At 38.6% G+C, this 22,908-nt stretch carries 16 protein-coding genes; 4 read left to right on the top strand and 12 right to left on the bottom strand.

From position 1 onward, the window contains the following. Nucleotides 1-47 precede the first annotated feature (47 nt). Both RM539_RS12360 and RM539_RS12355 read left to right on the top strand, forming a co-directional pair. A complete protein-coding gene (locus RM539_RS12360) occupies nt 48-2,231 on the top strand; it encodes an endonuclease MutS2 (RefSeq protein ID WP_311503711.1) in 2,184 nt (727 codons plus the stop codon). Between the two features lie 4 nt (nt 2,232-2,235). Next, nucleotides 2,236-2,652 carry a thiol-disulfide oxidoreductase DCC family protein gene (locus RM539_RS12355; RefSeq protein WP_311503710.1) on the top strand — a complete coding sequence of 139 codons (417 nt, stop codon included), beginning with the start codon at nt 2,236-2,238 and terminating at the stop codon, nt 2,650-2,652. Here RM539_RS12355 and RM539_RS12350 read toward each other — a convergent pair. The 5 genes from RM539_RS12350 to RM539_RS12330 all read right to left on the bottom strand — a co-directional run bounded on the left by RM539_RS12350 (nt 2,636) and on the right by RM539_RS12330 (nt 10,161). Further along, nucleotides 2,636-3,997 (bottom strand): dicarboxylate/amino acid:cation symporter, encoded by a 1,362-nt coding sequence (locus RM539_RS12350; RefSeq protein ID WP_311503709.1) that lies wholly within the window; start codon nt 3,995-3,997, stop codon nt 2,636-2,638. The genes RM539_RS12355 and RM539_RS12350 overlap by 17 nt on opposite strands. Nucleotides 3,998-4,017: 20 nt before the next feature. Beyond that, nucleotides 4,018-5,082: a chorismate synthase gene (gene aroC, locus RM539_RS12345; RefSeq protein ID WP_311503708.1), complete on the bottom strand. Its 1,065-nt coding sequence runs from the start codon at nt 5,080-5,082 to the stop codon at nt 4,018-4,020. Between the two features lie 139 nt (nt 5,083-5,221). Then, nucleotides 5,222-5,599 carry a response regulator gene (locus RM539_RS12340; RefSeq protein WP_311503707.1) on the bottom strand — a complete coding sequence of 126 codons (378 nt, stop codon included), beginning with the start codon at nt 5,597-5,599 and terminating at the stop codon, nt 5,222-5,224. Between the two features lie 5 nt (nt 5,600-5,604). Continuing rightward, on the bottom strand, nt 5,605-7,155 hold the full coding sequence (locus RM539_RS12335) for a PAS domain-containing sensor histidine kinase (RefSeq protein ID WP_311503706.1): 1,551 nt from the start codon (nt 7,153-7,155) through the stop codon (nt 5,605-5,607). Nucleotides 7,156-7,242: 87 nt separating this feature from the next. Continuing rightward, nucleotides 7,243-10,161 carry an FAD-binding and (Fe-S)-binding domain-containing protein gene (locus RM539_RS12330; protein ID WP_311503705.1) on the bottom strand — a complete coding sequence of 973 codons (2,919 nt, stop codon included), beginning with the start codon at nt 10,159-10,161 and terminating at the stop codon, nt 7,243-7,245. 142 nt (nt 10,162-10,303) lie between these two features. Between RM539_RS12330 and RM539_RS12325 the strand changes: the two genes are divergently transcribed. Continuing rightward, nucleotides 10,304-10,810: a hypothetical protein gene (locus RM539_RS12325; RefSeq protein ID WP_311503704.1), complete on the top strand. Its 507-nt coding sequence runs from the start codon at nt 10,304-10,306 to the stop codon at nt 10,808-10,810. Nucleotides 10,811-10,926: 116 nt separating this feature from the next. On the opposite strand, the gene bshA is transcribed toward RM539_RS12325, so the two are convergent. The 7 genes from bshA to RM539_RS12290 form a co-directional block, all read right to left on the bottom strand. Further along, nucleotides 10,927-12,057 carry an N-acetyl-alpha-D-glucosaminyl L-malate synthase BshA gene (gene bshA / locus RM539_RS12320; protein ID WP_311503703.1) on the bottom strand — a complete coding sequence of 377 codons (1,131 nt, stop codon included), beginning with the start codon at nt 12,055-12,057 and terminating at the stop codon, nt 10,927-10,929. 51 nt (nt 12,058-12,108) lie between these two features. Continuing rightward, complete coding sequence (locus RM539_RS12315) at nt 12,109-15,042, bottom strand: serine hydrolase domain-containing protein (RefSeq protein WP_311503702.1); 2,934 nt, start codon at nt 15,040-15,042, stop codon at nt 12,109-12,111. Further along, nucleotides 15,043-15,528, bottom strand: a complete 486-nt coding sequence (locus tag RM539_RS12310; protein WP_311503701.1) for an ABC transporter ATPase — start codon at nt 15,526-15,528, stop codon at nt 15,043-15,045. A 161-nt stretch (nt 15,529-15,689) separates the two neighbouring features. Next, complete coding sequence (locus RM539_RS12305; RefSeq protein WP_311503700.1) at nt 15,690-16,481, bottom strand: (Fe-S)-binding protein; 792 nt, start codon at nt 16,479-16,481, stop codon at nt 15,690-15,692. Between the two features lie 25 nt (nt 16,482-16,506). Beyond that, the gene (locus tag RM539_RS12300; RefSeq protein ID WP_311503699.1) at nt 16,507-17,850 is read right to left on the bottom strand and encodes a (Fe-S)-binding protein; all 1,344 of its coding nucleotides are present in this window, start codon (nt 17,848-17,850) and stop codon (nt 16,507-16,509) included. Nucleotides 17,851-17,855: 5 nt separating this feature from the next. After that, nucleotides 17,856-18,806 (bottom strand): MlaD family protein, encoded by a 951-nt coding sequence (locus tag RM539_RS12295; protein ID WP_311503698.1) that lies wholly within the window; start codon nt 18,804-18,806, stop codon nt 17,856-17,858. 54 nt (nt 18,807-18,860) lie between these two features. Continuing rightward, nucleotides 18,861-19,970, bottom strand: coding sequence for an N-acetylmuramoyl-L-alanine amidase family protein (locus RM539_RS12290; RefSeq protein WP_311503697.1), 1,110 nt, complete (start codon nt 19,968-19,970; stop codon nt 18,861-18,863). Nucleotides 19,971-20,202: 232 nt separating this feature from the next. Here RM539_RS12290 and RM539_RS12285 point away from each other — a divergent pair, with 232 nt between their 5' ends. After that, nucleotides 20,203-22,818, top strand: a complete 2,616-nt coding sequence (locus tag RM539_RS12285; RefSeq protein WP_311503696.1) for a putative LPS assembly protein LptD — start codon at nt 20,203-20,205, stop codon at nt 22,816-22,818. Nucleotides 22,819-22,908: the final 90 nt, after the last annotated feature.

The raw sequence follows: 22,908 nt of genomic DNA, 5'->3' as shown, positions 1-22,908 counted from the left end.
TATAATTGAGTAAATTTGCAATACCTCAAAAGTAGGGAAAAATTACTATGATAAAAATTGCAACTAAGGGCCTTATTGATTTAGAGTTTCCGGTAGTGCGTGAGCAAATTAGCGAGCTATGTGTAACCGGAATGGGAAAGGAAAAGGCTCTGGAAATATTACCGTTTTCAACTTATAAAAAAACTTATTTTGGCCTTAATCAAACAAATGAATATGTAAAGTCAAAAACCCAGGAAAGCCCAATTCCTAATCATGGTTTTGATAATATTCAAAATGAAATTAAACTGCTAAAAATTGAAAATACAGTACTTGAAGTTGGAGGCTTCGGAAAAATAGCTTCTATTTCAGATACCGTAAATACTCTGTTACGATACTTTAGAAAATTCAGGGAAATATATCCTTCTCTTTACGCAACCACTTCAGAAGTAGAATATACTACCGAAATTATTGAAAAAATTAGACAGGTTATTGATAGATATGGGGAATTAAAAGATAATGCCTCTCCCCTTCTTCAGAACATCAGGCGATCAATGAATTCTGTAAAAGGAAAAATTAACTCCAGTTTCAGTTCAGCTTTAACCACTTACGCCGGCTATGGCTATCTTGATGAAATTAGGGAAAGCGTGGTGGAAAATGTTCGGGTACTTGCCGTAAAAGCCATGTACAGGAGAAAGATAAAAGGCGGGATTATGGGCAATTCCAAGACTGGAAGTATTGTTTATATTCAACCTGAATCTACATTTCAATTTACGCGGGAACTAAACAATCTTCAGTATGAAGAGAAAGAGGAAATTAACAGAATTCTAAAGGAACTTACCAATTTTCTAAGGCCATACCGGGAACTGCTGATTGATTACCAGGAACTGTTGAGCGGTATTGACCTTATTTCCGCAAAAGCTAAATATGCCGATAAAGTAAACGGGGTTTTACCAAAAATTTCAGAAAAAAAAGAAATTCAGCTGAAGGAGGCATATCATCCCTTATTACTTCTCTCAAACAGGAAAACCGGCAAGAAAACTTTTCCACAGACCATCGAAATGTCTGGGGATAACAGGATAATTGTAATTTCTGGCCCTAATGCCGGTGGAAAAAGTATTACGCTTAAAACTGTTGGATTGTTACAACTGATGTTGCAAAGCGGAATTCTTGTACCGGTACATGAATACAGCCGTATGTGTTTCTTTGATAAAATTCTTACGGATATTGGTGATAACCAGTCCATAGAAAATCATTTGAGCACCTACAGTTATCGTTTGAAGAATATGAAAAAATTTCTTCGGAAATGTGATGAAAACACTCTTTTTCTTATTGATGAATTTGGCACTGGTAGTGATCCCGAGCTGGGCGGTGCCCTGGCTGAAACATTTCTGGAGGTTTTTTATGAAAAGGAATCGTTTGGAATTCTTACCACACATTATGCAAACCTGAAAAAACTTGCAGGAGAATTGCCAAATATGAGCAACGCTAATATGATGTTTGATTCCGGCAGCCTGGAACCTATGTTCAAGTTACAGGTGGGAGAGGCAGGAAGTTCATTTACTTTTGAAGTTGCTCAAAAAAATGGTATTCCTTTTAGCCTTATAAACCGTTCAAAAAAGAAGGTGGAAAGAGGCAAGATCAGGTTTGACAAAAGTATTGCAAAACTTCAGCAGGAACGGTCAAAACTGCAAAAAACCACAGATTCCCTTAAAACAAAAGAAGTAAAGGCTGCTCAGGAAAAAGACAAGCTGGAGGAAATCAATGCCAGGGTTCAGCAAAAACTGGAGAGTTATCAGGAATTGTATGACGCCAATCAGCGACTTATATACCTGGGACAGAAAATAAATGATATTAGCGAGAAATATTTCAATGATAAAAAGAAGAAGGAATTAATAGGAGAATTCCTGAAGCTGGTGGAAATTGAAAATTCCAAGCGTAAAAGGGAATCAGCAAAAAAACGTAAGGCTAAAAAAGCTCAGGAGAAAAAACTTCAGCAGGAAATTGTAAAGGAAATTGAACCTATCAGAAAGCAGAAGAAAGAAGAAAAGAAAAAACAAAAAGTTACTGCACAAAAAGAGGCCAATAAACCTAAAGCGGCATTAAAACTGGGGGACCGTGTAAGACTGGAGGACAGTAAAAGTGTTGGTACATTGGATAGAATTGAAAAAGGTAAAGCTATTGTAAATTATGGTATTTTTACCACATCTGTTGATATTGATCAACTGGAACTGGTACAGGCCATGAAAAAGTAAAAACATGAAAAATATTCCAAAGGATAAGAAAATAGTGCTTTTTGATGGTGTTTGTAATCTTTGTGATGGTGCAGTTACCTTTATCATTAAACATGATAAAAAAGATATTTTCCGGTTTGCTTCTCTACAGAGTGAAATTGGAAAACACCTTATGGCCGAAAGAGGAATGGATCCTGAAATTATAGATTCTGTTGTTCTTGTTGATCCCGGGGTAGCCTGGTACCGAAAATCTACTGCTGCACTGGAAATTTCACGTGATCTTAAAGGCGGATATTCCCTGCTGAAGCACCTCCTTGCCTTACCTGAAGGATTCCGCGACCTTGCTTACGATTTAGTCGCTAAAAATCGCTACGAGTGGTTTGGGAAAAAGGAAAGTTGTATGATTCCCACTCCCGAGTTGAAATCTAAATTTTTGGATTAGAATCTGATGTGTTGTTTTCTGAAGTATTAGAGTTTTCAACCTTTTCTTCATAATAGCCGTCATCCCATTCTTTTACATTTGGCTCTCCCATTTTATCTACAGATTTTGCTACCATAAGGGAAACAGCCGCATCTCCTGTAACATTTACTGTGGTACGGCACATATCCAGCGGACGGTCCACAGCAAATATAAGGGCCAGCCCCGCTTCAGGAATTCCGGCTTGTGCCAGTACAATTACCAACATTACCATACCGGCACCAGGTACTGCTGCAGAACCAATAGATGCTAAAGTAGCCGTGGCAATAATCCCGATTTGAGCACCCAAAGAAAGGTCTATTCCAAAGGCCTGTGCAATAAAAACAGCGGCAACCGCCTGATAAAGACTGGTACCATCCATATTAATTGTGGCTCCAATGGGCAGCACAAAACTGGTCACTTCCCGGTGAACCCCCATATGTTCCTCTACCCTTTCCATAGTTACCGGTAAAGTTGCCGCACTGGAACTGGTGGAAAATGCCAAAAGCTGGGCGGGAGCAATTCCATTGATAAAAAATGATGGAGTGTTTTTAGTGAAAATCCATACCAGCAAAATATAAACTCCTATCATAAAAGCCAGGCCTAACAACACGGTGAGGGCATACATTGCAAGAGCTGCAAAAAGATCGGCGCTGGGAGATTCTACCACCAGGGCCGCAAGCAGCGCAAATACGCCGTAAGGTGCCGTAAGCATAATCAAATCAATCATTTTCAGGATCACCTCATTGAAACCATCAAAAAAATCTTTGACCGGTTTTGCTGTTTTCTCCGGAATAAGAATAAGACCAATTCCAAAGAATATTGCAAAGAAGATTACCTGAAGCATATTGGCATTGTCACCCGCTGCCGCAAAAATATTATCGGGAACAAGGTCTTCCAGTGCCTGCAAAGGCCCGGCTTCCCGTTGTTTCGCAGCATTTAACTGTACACCGGATGCATCCCCCTCATAACTTGCCAGCAGGTCTTCCCTTGTATCCTGAGAAATAGAACCGCCCGGATTTATAAGGTTCACCATTCCCAAACCTATGGAAACAGCAATTATAGTGGTGATAATATATGTTGCAATTGTTCGGGTTCCCATTTTAGAAAGCTTGGAAATATCTTTTAAATCTGATATTCCTTTGATAAGGGAAGCCAAAATAAGTGGTACTGCAATAAGCTTAAGGGCATTTATAAAGATGTTCCCAAAAGGCTTTATCCAGTCGCTTATAAAATCTGATCCCCAACTAAAATTGGTGAGAATAAGCGCAAATATAACCCCGGCAGCCATTCCTAATAAAATCTGCCAATGCAGTGCAAGTTTCTTCATATTTGATATATCAATATTATCTAAATTCTGGATGTTTTATTCTGAAGCAGATAATCAGTAATAACCAAAGCAGCCATTGCTTCAACAATAGGCACTGCCCTTGGCACCACACACGGGTCATGCCTTCCTTTGCCCTGCATTTCCACTGATTTTCCTTCAGAATTAATGGTTTCCTGGTTTTGCATTATAGTAGCAACGGGTTTGAAGGCCACATTAAAATAGATATCCATCCCGTTTGAAATTCCGCCCTGGATACCTCCGCTAAGATTGGTTTTTGTAGAACCATCTTTATTAAAAAGGTCATTATGTTCACTTCCTTTCATTTTTGTACCCTCAAAACCACTGCCGTACTCAAAACCCTTTACAGCATTTATGGAAAGCATTGCTTTTCCTAACTCTGCATGAAGCTTATCAAAAACAGGTTCTCCCAAACCTTTAGGAACATTTTTTATCACACATTGAACGGTACCCCCTACTGTGTCACCTTCAGACCTTATTTCCTTAATGTAGGCTTCCATTCTCTCTGCAGTTTCAGGATCAGGACATCTAACCGGGTTTGTTTCAGTAAGGTTAAAATCAAGCTCATTAAGCTTCTTCTGAAGTTCTATCTGTCCTACCGAGGCGGTATAAGCATTAATTTCTATATTAGAAAGAAGTTGTTTTGCCAATGCACCGGCTACAACTCTGCAGGCTGTTTCACGTGCCGAAGATCTTCCCCCACCACGATAATCCCTGACGCCGTACTTCTCATCATACGTATAATCAGCGTGTGATGGACGGTAAGTATCTTTTATATGGGAATAATCTTTGGACTTCTGATTTGAGTTTTTAATCACAAATCCAATTGGTGTACCAGTAGTTTTTCCTTCAAAAATTCCTGAATAAAATTCCACTGTATCGGGCTCTTTCCGCTGTGTTACAATGGCAGACTGACCCGGGCGACGCCGGTTGAGTTCAGTTTGTATTTTTTCAGTATTTATTTCCAGTCCGGCCGGGCATCCGTCAATAATTCCTCCTATCGCCTGCCCGTGAGACTCTCCAAAGGTGGTAAGTTTAAAAATTTTTCCGAAGGAATTACCTGCCATAGTTATCGTTTTGAGCAAATGTAAATTTTTAGCCTCACTTTTAAAAGGCTAATTTCATTTAATGTGCAGATAACAAAAGGTAAAAAAAGGTGAAGCCTGTAAAATTTATGGTTTTACTCTTTCAGCAAAGTATGACTATTCATTTTTCATTATTAGAGTTAGCCGCTAAAACTTCGTCAATCCGGGTTAGCAAAGTAGCCATATCAAAAGGTTTTGCAATGAAATCTACAGCCCCTGCATTTTTACAAATTTCATCGGCATTATGAAGAGCAGACATCATTACCACAGGGATATGAGCCACTTTCTCATCCTTTTTTAATTCACTGCAAACATCTGTGCCATCTACCCCTGAGATAAGTTTATCCAGCAAAACAAGTTCTATATCGTTATTGATTACGTTCTGTTTGGTTTCCAAAGGTTTCTGGGACAATGTTACATCATGGTTTTTAAATTCGAGGATATCTCTTATCATATAACCTATGGACATATCATCGTCTACTACTAAAATTCTGGCCATTGTTTCTAATTTATATAAGGTAAAGAAATTGTAAATTCTGAACCTTCACCAAAGGTGCTTTCCACATTTATAGAGCCTCCGTGGCGTTTTATTATTTCATTGGAAAGGAAGAGACCTATTCCAAATCCTGCATAGGTGCCTTCATTTTGTGCTCCCACACGATAAAAGCGCTGGAATATTTTCGCGAGTTCATTTTCATTAATTCCAATTCCGCTGTCTTTTACTTTTATGGAAACAAAATTTTCTTTTTCCTTTTCAATATTAATAAATATTTCCTTTTTATCAGGAGAATATTTAATAGCATTTGTAATAATATTAACCAGCACCTGACCTATCCTTCCACGATCTGCCAGCACATTACAATTTAGTGAATTGGAAATTATTATAGATGTTGACTCAATATTTGAATGACGTATATCCTGGACTGTTTCCTCAATAAGTTCATTAAGAACAAATTCCTGCTTGTTAAATTCCAGTTCATTCTCTTCAATTCTTGAAAGGTCCAGAATTTCAGAGATTAATCTTATTTGACGCTCCACCTGATTTTCAATTCTTCCAAGGTAAGCAGACATTGGTATATTTTTAACTTTAGCTTCTTTATTTTTAGCCAGAATAGAAGTTAATAATTGAGTGTAACCTTTAATGGAAGTTACAGGTGTTTTTAATTCATGACTAACCAATTTCAGAAAATTTTCTTTTTTTCTTTCATCCTCTTTAAGCTTCTGGATTTCTGTACTGGAACTTACCCAGTTAATAATTTTCCCGACTTTATCCCTTAAAGCAATACCCCGGGTGAGGTGCCATTTATAGTTTCCATTCTTATCCAGAATACGCATTTCCAGCTCCAGGTCTTCACCTGTAGTTAAAGCTTGTTTTACACAGTTCTTTACATACTCCTTTTCCTTTGGATGCACATATTTAGACCTGTCCTGCTTAACCAGATCTGCCATAGATAAGCCGGTATATTCCTGCCAGCTCCTGTTAAAGTAATAAGAATTTCCTGAAGTATCTGCAATTGTAATTTTGTGAGGCATAAAATCTATGAGCTGCCTGAGCTTAAGTTCACTTTCTTTTAGCTGATTATGAAGTTCTGCCTGAGCGGAAACATTAGTGGCAATTATACCTACTCCTTCAATTTTTCCCTGCAGGTTCCTTTGTGGCTGATAAAAAAAATCGAAATAATCCAGTTTCTTTACTCCATTTACTAAATGGGTTCCCGGCATTTCATAAGCCTGTACCACTTCTCCTGTATGATACACCTTCATTAATAATTCATAAAACCCCTGTCCTTCAAGTTCCGGAATAGCTTTCATTAATGGTTTCCCAATTATAGCATCCCCTTTTCCCCAATTATCCAATATGGCTTTATTTGCTATATCAATAACTAGTTCTTCCCCTTTAAGAAAAGCTATTAAAGATGGGGAAGAATGCACAATATCTTTATACCGGTTATTTACTTCCTTTTCATGATCAAGAAGAGAGTGCAGCCTTTTTATTTCAGCCTTTAGATTTTCTGTAGTATCACTTTTATGATCTGTCCTGGAATCGTTTTCCATATAAAGGGGATTACGCTCCAAATATAAAAATAAAATTGTGCCCGTTTTTTTAATGAAGCTAACAATGTTTTGTTAATCTTCGGCTTATTATCTTAAAGCATTTCTTAAGATACTTACAGGGTGCATAGCCTCTCTTTTGGTACCATCTTTTATCTGATGCCTGCAACTGGTACCATTAGCGGCTATAATGGTATCTTCAGGCGCTTTTCTAACGGCAGGAAACAAAGTTTGTTCTCCAATGCTCATGCTCACTTCATAATGCTCTTTTTCATAACCAAAAGAACCTGCCATACCACAACATCCCGAAGGAATAATAGTAACCTTAAAGTTTTCCGGAAAATTAAGAACGGTAAAAGTATATGAGGTATTTGAAAGTGCTTTTTGATGACAATGCCCGTGTATCTTGATTTCTTTTGCTTCTGAAGTGAAAGAAGATGCTTTTATATTTCCCAGCGAAATTTCCTGTTTTAAAAATTCTTCAATGAGAAAACAATTTTTTGCAAGTGCTTCTGCATCTTCTTTATTTTCTGCTAAACGGTGATACTCATCCCGGAAACTTAAAATAGCAGATGGCTCAATTCCAATAAGCGGAGTTTCTAAAGAGATCAGTTTTTTGAAAACATTTATATTATTATTTGCCAAAATTTTAGCCTCTTTCAGAAAGCCTTTGGAAAGATGGCTGCGGCCACTTTCGCCATGTTCCACCAACTCAACCTGGTAACGCAGTTTTGAGAGTAGCTCTAGGGCATCAATCCCAATTGGGGCATCAAGATAATTTGTAAATTCATCATTGAAGAGATAAACGGTCTTTATTGGTTTTTCGACCTTCAGGCGATTCCTGTTATTTTTAAAGTAATTCCATACCGTCTCTTTTGCCAACTGGGGAAGACTCCGCTCACTTGCTATTCCTAAAGTCTTTTTTGCCACTCCGGAAGTAATTTTATTCCGGAAGAAAAAGTTGGTTACACCAGGTGCTTTGGAACCAAGGCGGTTCATTTTGGCATTATTAACGAACATTTTATTTCTACGGGTAAAGCCGTTTTCCTTCTGGTACTGGTATTGAAATTCAGCTTTTAGGGCGGCAACATCTACACTTGAAGGGCATTCACTTTTACAGCCTTTACAACTTATACATAAATCAAAAACTTCTTTTAATTCGTCGTTATTAAAGCGGTTCTTTTTTTCTGAATTGGTCAGAAATTCTCTTAAAGCATTTGCCCTGGCACGGGTGGTGTCTTTTTCATTTTTAGTAGCCCTGTAACTTGGGCACATAGTTCCCCCGGATTCTGAAGATTTTCGGCAATCTCCACTACCATTACATTGTTCAGATAAACGTAAAATACCCTGAGATTCGGAAAAATCCATTAAGGTTTCAATTTCAGGTTCTTTCCTATCTACTTCATATCTAAAAGAAGTATCCATTGGTGCGGCATCTATAATTTTACCGGGATTAAAAATATTTTGCGGATCAAATGTTAACTTCAGCTCCTTCAAAATCTGATAATTTTTTGAGCCAATCATATATTCAATAAACTCAGCCCTTACTCTGCCGTCACCATGCTCTCCACTCATGGAGCCATTGTACTTTTTAACCAGTTTTGCCACATCTTCAGTAATACTGCGAAACAGTTTTACATCTTCAGATTTCTTTAAATCCAGGATGGGCCTTAGATGTAGTTCTCCTGCCCCGGCATGTGCATAATATACCGCATCCTGCTTATACTTACTCATTACCTCTGTAAAATCATTTATATAAGAAGACAGGTAAGGAAGTGCCACAGCCGTATCTTCTATACAGGCTACAGCTTTGCGATCTCCGGCTATATTACCCAAGAGTCCCAATCCTGCTTTACGCAGCTCCAGCGCCAGCTCAATCTGCTCTCCAAAAAGAACAGGGAAAGCATAACCAAGGCCGGAAGATTCCATTGTATTGAGAAGTTCTTTAGTTTGCTTCTGTAATTCTTCTTCACTATTCGCCCTTAGTTCAAGCATTAGAATAGCTTTAGGATCTCCCTCTATAAAAAACCTGTTTTCCTTATATTTCAAATTCTGCTTGGTACAGTCCAGAATGGTCTTATCCATCATTTCACAGGTGAATAAAGGATGTTGCATCGCCGGGACAACAGCCTGCAGGCAAGCTTCAACGGAAGTATAATGTGCAGCAACCATAGAAGCTTTGGGAGGCGGTAAGGTGTCCAGTTGCAAAGTTATTTCTGTTGTAAAGGCCAAGGTACCCTCACTCCCGGCAAGAAATTTCGCCATGTTGAATTCCTCTTCATTATTCACATCAAAAACCTGGGTGTATAAGAGATCATCTATAGCGTATCCGGTATTCCTGCGGTGCATTTCCCGTGGAGGAAACTTTTCTTTTATTTCCTTCTGGTTTTCTTCTGAAGACAGTTTATCTTTTATCTCCCTGTAAATTTTTCCTTCCAGGTTTTGCTGCTGAAGTTTTTCACCAAAGGCCAAATTGGAAATATAATTGAATTCTGCATTGCTGCCATCACTCAGAATAGTTTTCAAGGAGATAACTTTTTCCCGGGTAGTTCCATATTTAATCGAAGTGGTTCCGCTGGAGTTATTTCCAACCATTCCACCAATCATACAGCGATTGGATGTAGAGGTATTAGGACCAAAAAACAAACCGTGCTCCTTTAATATCCTGTTTAAATCATCCCGGATTACTCCCGGCTGTAGCCTTACAGTTTTATTTTCAGTATTTATTTCCAAAATCTTTGTGAAATACCTGGAAACATCTACCACTATCCCAGTTCCCACACATTGCCCGGCCAGTGAAGTGCCGGCGGTTCTGGGTATAAGCGAAGTGCCTTGCTGAGCAGCATAATTGATAAGGATTTTCAGATCCTTTTCATTTTTAGGATAACATACTGCAAGGGGCAATTCACGATAAACAGATGCATCTGTGGCATAAATAGAACGCCACAAATTATCATAAAAAAGTTCTCCTTCTAGGTTCTGGGCCAGGGCCTCTAAATCTTTCATCATAATAAAATTCTAAAATTAAGGATTTCATCTGAATCTGCTTAACACATTTTTAATCATTATTAACAATAGATTGGCGCATATGCACGTTTGCCTTATAATTGATCATTTAAATTTGTCAAACAAACAAGAAAAATTACAGAGAATGAAAAAGTTATTTTTACTCGCAGCCCTAAGTATTGGTGCAGCATTTTTCACTGGAGCAAAAGCACAGGAAATATCAGATAACGCTATTGGTTTGCGCCTTGGAGGCGGTGGCGGATTTGGTGCTGAAGTTTCATACCAGAGAGCATTGGGAATGGAAAATAACCGCCTGGAGGTAGACCTGGGTTGGAGAAACGACAGCGACCAGTTTAGTGCCTTTAAAGTAGTGGGACTTTACCAGTGGGTTTGGAATATTGAAGGTGATTTTAACTGGTATGCCGGAGCAGGTGCAGGTATTGGCGGAGTTTCTGATGAAAGAGATTATGAAGGAGTTGAAGCTGACGAAGGAGCTTTTTTTGCAATAGCCGGTGATGTGGGAATTGAATATAATTTTGATATTCCACTTATGGTTTCCCTGGACCTTCGTCCTGAAATTAGCCTGAGCAGTTATGATTATTTTGATGATTTCACACCGGATATCGCTGTAAGTGTGAGATATCAGTTTTAAGTAAAATAATCAAAAACTTCGGTCAACCCCGAAGAATTAAAACTTAATGAGAGTTGAAAATCAATAAAAAAGTGGGAGTTTTTGCTCCCACTTTTTTATTGTTGAAATATCTGATTTTAAACTTTTTCCAATAGGTTTTGGTATAATGCTTCATATTGTGGAACAACCACACTGATATCAAATTTTTCGGCTTCCTGACGTGCATTATTCTTAAATTGCTGAAGCCGTTCTTTATCTTCAAGTATAAAAATTGCATTTTCAGCCATTTGTTTTACATCACCAACATTATTCAAAAATCCGGAAACTCCATCAATATTAACTTCAGGAAGGCCACCGGTATTGGTGGAAATAACAGGAACTCTGTTAACCATAGCCTCTAGCGCTGCCAAACCAAAACTTTCCTTTTCCGAAGGTAAAAGAAACAAATCTGAAAAACATAGGATTTTATCAATCTCATGGCTTTCTCCAAGGAACAGAACCTTATCCTGAATTTCCAGATCCTTTACCATTTCTTCTGCCATTTCTTTTTCAGGACCTTCCCCCACCATCATTAATCTGGATTTAATTTTCTTCTGAATTTCATAGAAAATCCTCACCACATCATCAATTCGCTTTACTTTCCTGAAATTACTCACATGGGTTATAATCTTTTCATCTTCAGCAGCCATCATTTCACGCTGGCAATCAGTAAAAGATTTTCGCTTGTACTTGCTTACATCTATAAAATTAGGCACCACCTGGATCTCTTTGGTAATATTGAAAGAATCAAGGGTGTCTTCTTTAAGACTTTGTGACACTGATGTTACCACATCACTGCTGTTTATACTGAATTTTACTGCAGGTTTATAAAAAGGATGGCGGCCAACAAGAGTAATATCTGTACCGTGTAAAGTAGTAACCATTGGAATAAAAATGCCTTCTTCTTCCAGCATTTTCTTAGCCATATAACCGGCATAGGCATGAGGAATGGCATAGTGCACATGCAAAAGTTCTATTCCATGCAGCTTTACCATGTTTACCAGTTTACTGCTAAGCGCCAATTCATAAGGCTGATAATGAAAAAGAGGATATTCCGGCACATGCACTTCATGAAAACGTACATTACTGGAGAGCTGATCCAACCTTACCGGTTGTTTATAGGTTATAAAGTGGATTTCATGGCCTCTTCTGGAGAGCGCCAGCCCAAGTTCAGTGGCTACCACCCCACTTCCACCAAAGGTGGGGTAACAAACAATAGCAATTTTCATTTATTCATTTCTTTAAAAGGACCTGAGACCAAAAACTCACTTTTAAGTCATCTAGAAATCTATGGCTTCGTAAATTACTTTCTGTATTTTAGACCTGATGTCTTTCCTTATCAATTCCCTGTTGTTGGAATCGGGATATGTCCTGTTAGACAAAAATACATATATAATTTCTTCCGCCGGGTCAGCCCAGGCAAAAGTTCCCGTAAACCCGCTATGTCCAAAACTGGCAGGGGACGCGCAACCACAGGTAGGCCCCGCATTATGTAATTGGGGTTTGTCGAAACCAACTCCGCGCCTTACATCCTGATCGCAATAATAGCAGGTATTAAATTTTGAGATTGTTTCCGGCTTCAGAAATTCTTCACCACCGTAATTGCCACCATTAAGGTACATCTGCATAATTTTGGCAACATCATTTGAGTTACTAAATAAACCGGCATGACCGCCAATTCCCCCCTGCATGGCAGCTCCCTGATCATGTACATAACCATGAACGGTTTGTGACCTCCAAAGCTTATCTTCTTCAGTAGGAGCTATTTGCTCAATGCTGAAGCGGCTTAAAGGCAGGTAACCGGTATAATTGGCACCCAGGGGGCGATAAAATTTTTCCTGGGTAAGGGCATGCATATTTGTTTTATAGAAATCTTCCAGGTAATACTTCAGAATATAAAAAGGCAAATCACTGTACTTGTATTCTTTCTTCCTTTCCAGGCTACTGTCACGTATAACCGAAAGAATAGTATCCTGGGCATCATCTCTTATATACATATGGTCTGCCACCTGGGTATGAAAAGCTTCAGCAGGAATTTTATTGTAGAAAACGTCTGAAGGTTTCCTGGTCTTTTTATCAAGAGTTGAAACGTAAAAAGGAATCCACACCTTTAGCCGGGCGTAATGCATCAGCATATCCTGCAGCCTGATATTTTCTTTATTGGACCCCCTGAAAATTGGCATCAACTCCCCCAGAGTAGTATCAAAACTTATAATGTCCTTTTCCTCCTGTTCCATTATAAAAGGTAAGGTTGCCAGAATCTTAGTGAGTGATGCCAGGTCATAAACAGTAGTGTCAGTTACCGGTAAATTCTCTTCATATTTTTGATACCCAAAATTGCGCTGATAAATTACTTTTCCTTTACGCGCAACCAGAATCTGGGCACCCGGAGTCATTTTTTCCGCTATTGCATAATTAATAATAGAGTCAATTTTTTCCAGTTTCGCCGAATTCATCCCTACGGTTTCAGGAATACCGTAGCTAAGCCTGTTTAAGTTTCTTGTGCGAAGACCGGTACCTTCGGGAAATTCTTTACCGATACTAACCGGCAATTTTCCTTTTGCCTCCGTAGCTCCAAAAAGCACCTGGGCTACTTTTTGCTGCGCTGTTTCATTATTCTGATATCCCAGCACCACAGCTTCAATATCAGTAAAAGACGGGATGTCAAGTAAGGCATAGGGTCTTGCAAAAATGCTTAATGTGATTTTATTATGCCTTGCTATCTGATAAAGCCATACGATCTCTTTTTCAGAAAATCTATAAGTGGCCCAGGGATTTGGATCTGCTTTGTGGAATCCCACGATTACCTGATCGTAGGCAGCTAATTTCTCCTGTAAATCAGAAAGAGTATTTGCCCTTACCCAATCAATTTTAGTATATTTTTTAAGCTGCTCCAAAAAAGCGCTCCCGTCTCCATCTCCAAAATTCACATAGGCAATTTTCTTTTCTGCAAGCTTCTTTACAGGTAAAATTCCAGTATTATTCTTTAGAACGGTAATAGAATTTTCTGTCAGTTTATCAAATAAGGCCTTATCACGAATATTGTTTAATTCTTCAAATAAATAAGTAGTATCTACCGGCTCATAATTGTTTAAGCCGGACTTGTACTTGGCGTAGAGTATTTTCTTAACCGAATGGCTAAGGCGTTGTTCTGTAATTGTTCCCTCTTTATATGCATCAATAATTTTTCGGGAAGCTTCAGGGACATCTTCAGAAATTAACAGCACATCATTACCCGCCAAAAAAGCGGCAAGATCTATATCTCCCGGTTCGCTATAATTAGAAGCGCCTTTCATGTTCAGGGCATCGGTAAAAATAAGTCCATGGAAGTCAAGTTCATTTTTAAGCAAATCTGTAACAATAGCTTTACTTAGGGACGAAGGAACTCCTTTCTCTTTTTCAAGGGAGGGAACATTTAAATGGGCTACCATTACACTGGATAATCCTTCTTGAATCATCTTTCGGTAAGGATATACCTCCACACTATCTATCCTCCTTTTTGAGAAAGAAATAGTGGGTAAGGTTTTATGGGAATCTGAACTGGTATCCCCGTGGCCCGGAAAATGTTTTGCACTGGAAAGAATCCCTTCCCGCTGCATTCCTTTCATAAAAGCAAGGGCTTTATTAGCAACTTTCTTCTTATTCTCCCCAAAGGAGCGGTTACCAATAATGGGATTCTCTGGATTGGTATTAATATCCACCACCGGGGCAAAGTTGATATGCACTCCAAGCCTTTTGGCATTTCGGGAGATTGCTGCACCTGCCTCTTCAATAAGATCATTATTTTGTACGGCGCCCAATGTCATATTCCATGGAAGTGCAAAAGTGGAATCCAGTCTCATTGCCAGGCCCCATTCCGCATCCATACCAATGAGCAGCGGTACTTCAGTATTTTGCTGAAATTCATTTGTTAATCTCGCCTGTCTCAACGGACCACCTTTAGAAAAGATGACACCACCTATCTTTTCTTCTTCAATCAGTTTCCTCGTTTTATCAATTTCAGCATCAGTTCCACTGGAAAAAACATCAACCATAAACAGCTGCCCTACTTTTTCCTTTAAGGTTAATGTATTATAAAGGCTGTCCACCCACTTTTTCTGAGCGGTAAAATCTTTACTTATTAACGGACTGGTTTGCTGAGCTGTTAGGTTAAAGAATGATAGGAAAAAAAGTACACTGAAAAACAGGATTTTCGGAGCTGCTTTCAAAGTCATTTATTTCAAAAATCGGTTATGCCAGCTTTCAGATGCAGGGACTTCCCAATCTGAAAGATATTCGGCTTTATTGTTTACAAGATTATTAAATACGATGGTTTTAGAAGAAACAGCCTTCTCTTTAGCCATTTTTCTGAAATCAGAAAGATTTTTATATGCAATAAATTCACCCTGCTTATAAGTTACATTCATTTTATCCAGAAGGTCTACCTCATATTGTTTTTCAAGTTGCTGGATAAAATGTACGGAAGCATCTATAGAACAACCTGAAGCAGCATTAGTTTGCTGATCCAAACCTAAAATAATAAAACGCCTGTATTTTATTTCAAATGAAGCCTTAAGTTCGGCACCGTGAGCAGTCCACTGCTGAATAAAATTTTCTAATGTAGGGGTGATTTCCTGAATCTCTTCTTCTGTAAAAGGCCTGTTGGATTGATATATCCAAACCCGGGCGCTATCAGGTAAAGTATTAAAAGGTACTAACATTGTTAAGTTAAAATAGATTTATACAAAGCTAATTGTTTAGGCTGTAGCTTCAAATATAGTACCGATATTTAACTTTTGAACAAAAAGGCTGAATTACCAGATGTAAATAGAATTATAGAAGTTGTTAAGAAGATTTGGGGTGGTATGTTTAAAAAATAAGTTTAGAGGTCATCAGCATTTGCAATCATCTCTGCAACATCCATAACCTCAATATTATCTTCTTTCTCTTTATTTTTAACGCCATCGGTTAGCATGGTGTTGCAAAAAGGACAGCCTGCAGCAACAACATCTGGTTTCACTTCCATAGCCTCTTCAGTACGTTTAATATTTACGTCTTTTGTTCCAGGCTCGGGTTCCTTAAACATTTGGGCCCCGCCTGCACCACAACATAATCCGTTACGCTTGCAATTTCGCATTTCAACCAGTTCCACTTCCAGCTTACGAAGTAAATCCCGTGGAGCCTCATATTCTCCATTACCACGCCCGAGATAACAGGGATCATGAAAAGTAATTCTTTTGCCCTTAAATTTACCTCCTTCTACTTTAAGTCTGCCCTCATTAAGTAGAGCCTTTAGAAACTGGGTGTGGTGCATTACTTCATAATTTCCACCAAGTGCGGGATATTCGTTTTTTATGGTATTGAAGCAGTGCGGGCATGCAGTGACTATTTTCTTAATCTCATAGCCATTCAAAACTTCAATATTTGTAACAGCCTGCATCTGGAATAAAAATTCATTCCCGGCACGTTTGGCCGGATCTCCGGTACAGCTTTCCTCGGTTCCTAAAACTGCAAAATCCACTCCCGCCCTGTTCAAAAGTTTTACAAAAGCCTTGGTGATTTTTTTCGCCCGGTCGTCAAAACTTCCGGAACATCCCACCCAGAACAAAACTTCAGGCTTTTTGCCTTCTGCCATGTATTCGGCCATTGTTGGAACCTTTAATGCTTCTGCCATATCGCTGTTAATCTTTTTTTAAATTTTAAGAATTTTCTTTGGCCCAGTTTAATCTGTCCATTTGGTTGTAAGGCCAGGGAGCACCATTATTTTCAATATTGGTCATAGAAATAGCCAGTTCATTAGGGGCTGCGCTTTGCTCCATTACAAGATATCTCCTCATATCCATAATTATAGACATAGGGTCTATTCCCACAGGGCAGGCTTCCACACAGGCATTACAGGTAGTACAGGCCCAGAGTTCTTCACGAAGAATATAATCATCCAGCAATTGTTTACCGTCTTCTTTAAATTCTCGGTTTTTGCTAATGTTTTCCCCCACTTCCTCCAAACGGTCCCTGGTATCCATCATAATTTTTCGTGGAGAAAGTTTTTTTCCGGTTTGGTTTGCAGGACACTCTGCTGTGCACCTTCCACATTCTGTACAGGTATAGGCATTTAAAAGCTGAACCTGGTTAAGATCCATAACATCTGATGCCCCAAATTTTTCGGGCTCTTCTGTTTCTTCTCCTTCGGCAGGTGCTGCAAAAGGATCCGCATCGGGATCCATCATTAATTTTACTTCATCAGTAACCGACTGTAAATTATCAAATTCACCCTTCGGCCTGAGTTTTGAAAAATAAACATTTGGAAAAGCAAGTAAAATATGAAGGTGTTTGGAATAGTATAAATAATTCAGAAAAAATAAAATTCCTAAAATGTGCAGCCACCACGCTGTTCTTTCAATAATAATTAAGGTACTATTGCTTAATTCATCAAAAAGTGGCAGCATAAACTGACTCACCGGAAAGGAGCCCATAATTCCCGCTTCATTGGCATAATGCGTGACGCCATTTACCTGTAACTGATAATCTGCAGCGTTCATGGAAAGAAAGAGCAGCATTAATACCATCTCGAAATATAAAATGTAGTTGGCATCATTTTTTGGCCAGCCCTTTAGCTCCCTACCTAGAAACCGATAGATATTAGTTAAATTTCTTCTGGTCCAGAAAATAATTACCCCAAGCAATACCAGGAGCGCTATAATTTCAAAAGCTGCAATAAGAAAGTTATAAAAACCTCCCATAAAAGAAAAGATACGATGTGTTCCAAAAACACCGTCTATAATAATTTCAAGAACTTCGATATTAATAATAATAAAGCCCAGATAAACAATTATATGCAGGATACCGGAAACTGGTCTCCGTACCATTTTGCTTTGCCCAAAAGCCACTCTCGCCATTTTGGAAAAGCGCTCTCCTGCCCTATCATTTCTGTAGATTTCCTTACCTAACTTTATATTCCTGAGAAGGAGCCGGATGTTTTTAACAAAAAAACCTATCCCTGCAACAAGGGCTATCAGGAATAATATCTGAGAGATAATTTGCATGAATGTTATCTTAAACTGTCTTCAGGCTCTGTATAACCCTTAGATCTTTTTCCGAATACAGAAAAATGAACATATCGCTTCGGGTTAAGTTTAATATCCTGAAGTAATTCCTCCAATTGTTTTGTAGCACGATCAAGGTTATTATATACAGCATCATCATTAATCAACTTACCGGCTGTCCCCTCTCCATCTGCCAGGCTACTTGAAATTCCTTCAAAATCTGCTATAACATCTTCAAGATTGTTAGTCATCTGGCTCAGGTTAACATTTGCCAGTGTATCAGAAAAGCGATTGAAATTGGTAGACATTTCATCCAGATTCGTTAAAGTGCGGTCAATTTTACCTGCATTTCCCTGAACTATTCCTTCCAAAGACTGTGCAGTACTGCTAAAGGCTCTTGAAGTCTCATTTATATTTTGAAATGTATTTTGAATATTATTTGTGGTACTGTCATTTAATACATTATTAATTGCATTAAGCAGGGAATCTGCACTTACAATTGCATTTTCCACTTTGGCCTGAAGAGGCGTAAGTTTATCATTCACCAACTCCATAATACCTTCTTCTATTTCTCCCCGGAGTGTATCTCCAGATTTGGCAAGATTCCCTTTTTCATAATTAGGAACTATCGCAAGTGACTTACCACCTATTATATTACCACCATAAATATTGGCAACACTGGATTTGGAAAATGGAAAATCATTATCCACAGTAAATTCCACCACCAGCAAACCTGTATTATTTAAAAAGGTGATACTGGAAACCTGGCCTATCTTTAAACCGTTGATGGTAACAGCTGACGAGGGGGACAATCCTTCTACATCATCATACACCGCGTAAAAAATTCTGCTGTCGTCAAGGAGATTTTTGCCTTTGAGGAAACTATAACCAAAGATAAGAATGAGTATAGCAATTATGGCCAGTATGGCGGTTTTTACCTCTTTAGAATACTTCAAAAGCTATTAGTTTAAGATCCGTACAAATTTAGAAATAAAATTAGGAAACTACACCTAATTGAGCTTAGATTTTAACGCCTCATTAACTGTAATCTTTTTATCGTCCCTAAAAGCTACGATATAACTTGATGAGTATCCATTTTTTATGGCTGTCTGATGTAATTGCTGAATTTTAAGATAATCTGAAGTAGCCCCTAGATAGTACTTATACAAAGGCCCTTCTTTGGCACGGGATACATTTTGCAGTCCTTTAAAATTATAAGGTTTCGTTTCAAGTTTTCTAGAACCGGCGGCTAGTTGCACCTTAAATGTGATTCCCTCGTAAAAACTGGAATTTACAGTAGTTGACCCTATGTTTCCTGCTGTGTCCGGAATACTTTCCAGAGTAGAAAGATTTATACTCTGACTATAATTAATAACAGCCTGGGAAATTGCCTGTGCCATTTTATCCTGCCCCCTGTTACTATTAAGATACGCTCCTTCTTCATTATTGGTAAGAAAACCGGTTTCAATAAGAACACTGGGCATTACGGCCTCCCTAAGTACAAGAAATACATCCTGTTTCACTCCACGATTTTTTCGTTTAAGTTCATGGGTAAATTTCTTCTGAATAAAATCTGCCAGCAGAATACTCTGGTTTAAATATTCTTCCTGCATAAGAGCAAGGCCTATATAAGATTCGGGAGAATTCGGATCAAACCCGTTATAGGTAACCTCATAATCTTCCTCCAGATAAATTACAGAGTTTTCACGCTTGGCAATTTCAAGGTTATCATCGCTTCTTCTAAGTCCTAAAACAAAAGTTTCAGTCCCGCTGGCTTGTGAGCTATGGGAATTACAATGTACCGAAACAAACAGATCTGCCCTCGCATCATTTGCAATTTGAGTACGTTTCTGCAATGGAATAAAAACATCGCTCTCGCGTGTATAAATCACTTCTATCCCGTTTTTTTTCAATTCTTTTCCAATTTTCAGAATAATACTAAGGGCAATATTTTTCTCTTTATACCCGTTGCCCATATTTCCGGGATCCTTGCCGCCATGGCCGGCATCCAGCACCACTACAAAGCGGTCTTTTTCGGGCACTTCATTGGCTAGAGCATCAAGCCCAAATGTAAAAACACAAAAAAATAATACGAAAAGTTTAATTAGGTTCGTTCTCATAAACAGTTAACGCTAAAATCAGGGTGATTATTTTAATTACTATTTTTCACTCTTTCACAAAAGTCAGGTGGAAAAATATATGTAATTTTGAATCGCAAAAAGCAAGCCACTCTATACAAAAATAGTACTTAAAGCATTGCAAACAAATATACCTTATATACTTTTTTGCTGTATTTTTATACTGTCATTCCCTTCATTTATAACGGCGCAAGAGATAGACACCTTAAGTGGCATGAAAATAGAAGCGGCACGTGACAGTGTTGTTTCGGTAGGAGAAGGCATTCCCCTTGCCCAGACTATACGTATGCAGGATAGTATCCTGGGTGATACCATTAGGCCACAGGGAAATCAATTACTTACAGATAAGGTACAATATAAAGCTACCGATTATCTTCGCCTTAGCCAGAGAGAGAGCCGAATGTATCTTTATAATGAGGCAGAGGTTATTTATGGAGATCTCACAATTAACGCAGGTCGTATTATAATAGATAATGAAAAAAATGAGGTTTATGCTTACGGAATTGTAGATTCTACAGGCACCTATACTCAGGCACCTGTTTTTAAACAAGGACCTAAAGTTGTAGAGCCAGACTCTATACGCTTCAATTTTGATACTGAACGGGCGCTTATATATAATTCCCGTACCCAGGAAGCCCAGTTTAACGTAAAAGGAGAAGTTACCAAAAGAGAAAACGATTCTGTCTATTTTATGCAGAACGTTCGTTTTACTACTTCCGAAGATGTAGATAACCCCGACTACTATTTCTACGCGCGTAAGATTAAATTTGTGCCGGACAAAAAAATTGTTTCCGGTTTGGTGAATATGTACATTGCAGATGTACCAACCCCCCTCGGTTTACCTTTTGGTTATTTCCCTATGACTGAGGAAGAAACTTCCGGCTTTATTATACCTTCTTTTGGAGATAGTAATGAGCGGGGCTATTACCTGCAGAATGGAGGATATTATTTTGCAATAAGCGATTATGCTGATCTTCTGGCTATTGGAGATTATTACACCAATGGTAGTTACGCCATGAACCTGGAGAGCAATTATGCAAAACGTTACCGGTTTCGGGGAAATGTTAGCTTCAGGTACGAGAAGCTTCTGGAGAGTGAGAGAGGTTTTCCTGATTTTGCTGAAGGTTCAAATTATAATTTAAGGTGGTCCCACAGCCAGGATTCCAAAGCAAGCCCTTCTTCCAGGTTTAGTGCGTCTGTGAATCTGGGAAGTAGCGATTATTATCGGGAATCTATAAACCAGGCTAACACGGGTAACTTTTTAAATAATACCCTTAACTCATCGGTTTCCTATTCTAAAACATTTCAGGGAGAACCGCAGATAACCTTAAATCTGGCAGCAAGACATTCGCAGAACACCAATACGGGAATTGTAAACCTTACCCTCCCCACCCTAACTGCGAGTATGTCCAGAATTTATCCTTTTGAGCCTAAAGTTGGTGCAAAAGAAGGAATTATTGAAAATATCAATTTTCAGTATAATTTAAGGGCTGAAAACAGGATTAATACCTATGATTCGCTTTTCTTTAAACCCCAGATGTTTGAGGACGCCGTTTACGGTGCTCAGCATTCCATTCCCATCTCTACTAACTTCAAGCTTTTTAGATATCTAAGCGTTAGTACCGGTGCCAGTTATGAGGAAAACTGGGTATTTGAAACCTTTGAGCGTTATTATGATGAAGAAACCAATAGTGTCCTGAGGGACACCATCAAAGGTTTTGACAGTTTCAGGACCTATAACTTTAATGCAAGTATTGGGACAACCGTATACGGATTAAAAAGTTTTGGATCAGATAAAAAAATTCAGGCTATAAGGCATGTCATGAGGCCCTCCATTAGTTATAATATTAATCCTGCTTTTGACCAGTATTACGATCAGTTTGAACAGGTAGATCCTGCCGATCCCACACAAATAGATCTTGTAGATTATTCACGCTTTGACGGAACTTTATACGGAGCCCCGGGAAGAACATTTTCAAGTTCCATTGGGTTAAGCATCAGTAATACCCTGGAGGCAAAGGTGCGGAATAAAGATAGTACAGCCACCGAACCTAAAAAAATAACGCTACTTAATAATTTTAGTGCAAGTACTTCTTATAATCTGGCAGGAGATTCCTTAAAGCTCTCCCCTATTGCCCTTCGGGGAAGTATTCCCATTGTAGATAATAAGCTCTCCATAAACTTAGCGAGCCAGCTGGATATTTATGCACTTGATAATAATAATCGCCGAATTGATCAGCTTAATATTAGTAATGGCGGGAGTTTGCTGCGCCTCACCAACGCCAATGTGAGTTTTGGATATTCTTTCTCGAGCAAAGATTTTGAAAAGGATACTGAAAATGAAGATGAAACTGAAAATGACACGTATAGGAACGGCGGCCGCCGGGATGATTTATTTGGAAAGGGTACCGATTTAGATGGTACTTTTTATGAAGATGAAGAAGATCCCTTTGAAGGAGACGAAGAGAGGGAAACCAATAGCGAATGGTATAATTACAAAATCCCCTGGGATTTGCGCCTTTCATACACTATGACCTACAATAACAATTCAAGACAGAGCGAAATTACTTCACATTCCCTCATGTTCTCTGGAAATGTAGATTTGTCTCCAAAATGGTCAATTGGAGCATCTTCCGGATTTGATATTAAAGAGCAGGGATTCACATATACCCAGTTGCGCTTTGCCCGTGATTTGAACAGCTGGAGGCTTAATTTTAGCTGGGTTCCATTTAGTCAGCGGGCATCCTGGAACTTTTTTATTGGTATAAAATCTTCCATTCTTAGCGATATCAAATATGAAAAGCGGCGAACAAGGGACAGAAGCCTGTAAAAATGGAAAATGGACAAAATTTTAGAGCTTATAGACTAAACCTTTACCTCAACTTTAAGGAGGTCCAAAAAAGTTATTTTAAGGCAATCA

The organism is Autumnicola musiva, from assembly GCF_031846585.1.
GTDB classification, from domain to species: Bacteria; Bacteroidota; Bacteroidia; order Flavobacteriales; family Flavobacteriaceae; genus Autumnicola; species Autumnicola musiva.
Note: the sequence above shows the minus strand (reverse complement) of the source record. Positions and strands in the feature narration are given on the sequence as shown.

What these genes read in the sequence shown, in the direction of transcription:
- RM539_RS12285 (WP_311503696.1), top strand. Translation starts at nt 20,203, where the DNA reads ATGAAAATAGAAGCGGCACGTGACAGTGTTGTTTCGGTAGGAGAAGGC.
- aroC (WP_311503708.1), bottom strand. Translation starts at nt 5,082, where the DNA reads ATGGCAGGTAATTCCTTCGGAAAAATTTTTAAACTTACCACCTTTGGA.
- RM539_RS12310 (WP_311503701.1), bottom strand. Translation starts at nt 15,528, where the DNA reads ATGTTAGTACCTTTTAATACTTTACCTGATAGCGCCCGGGTTTGGATA.
- RM539_RS12355 (WP_311503710.1), top strand. Translation starts at nt 2,236, where the DNA reads ATGAAAAATATTCCAAAGGATAAGAAAATAGTGCTTTTTGATGGTGTT.
- RM539_RS12300 (WP_311503699.1), bottom strand. Translation starts at nt 17,850, where the DNA reads ATGCAAATTATCTCTCAGATATTATTCCTGATAGCCCTTGTTGCAGGG.
- RM539_RS12305 (WP_311503700.1), bottom strand. Translation starts at nt 16,481, where the DNA reads ATGGCAGAAGCATTAAAGGTTCCAACAATGGCCGAATACATGGCAGAA.
- RM539_RS12350 (WP_311503709.1), bottom strand. Translation starts at nt 3,997, where the DNA reads ATGAAGAAACTTGCACTGCATTGGCAGATTTTATTAGGAATGGCTGCC.
- RM539_RS12330 (WP_311503705.1), bottom strand. Translation starts at nt 10,161, where the DNA reads ATGATGAAAGATTTAGAGGCCCTGGCCCAGAACCTAGAAGGAGAACTT.
- RM539_RS12325 (WP_311503704.1), top strand. Translation starts at nt 10,304, where the DNA reads ATGAAAAAGTTATTTTTACTCGCAGCCCTAAGTATTGGTGCAGCATTT.
- RM539_RS12340 (WP_311503707.1), bottom strand. Translation starts at nt 5,599, where the DNA reads ATGGCCAGAATTTTAGTAGTAGACGATGATATGTCCATAGGTTATATG.
- RM539_RS12315 (WP_311503702.1), bottom strand. Translation starts at nt 15,042, where the DNA reads ATGACTTTGAAAGCAGCTCCGAAAATCCTGTTTTTCAGTGTACTTTTT.
- RM539_RS12290 (WP_311503697.1), bottom strand. Translation starts at nt 19,970, where the DNA reads ATGAGAACGAACCTAATTAAACTTTTCGTATTATTTTTTTGTGTTTTT.
- RM539_RS12360 (WP_311503711.1), top strand. Translation starts at nt 48, where the DNA reads ATGATAAAAATTGCAACTAAGGGCCTTATTGATTTAGAGTTTCCGGTA.
- RM539_RS12335 (WP_311503706.1), bottom strand. Translation starts at nt 7,155, where the DNA reads ATGGAAAACGATTCCAGGACAGATCATAAAAGTGATACTACAGAAAAT.
- bshA (WP_311503703.1), bottom strand. Translation starts at nt 12,057, where the DNA reads ATGAAAATTGCTATTGTTTGTTACCCCACCTTTGGTGGAAGTGGGGTG.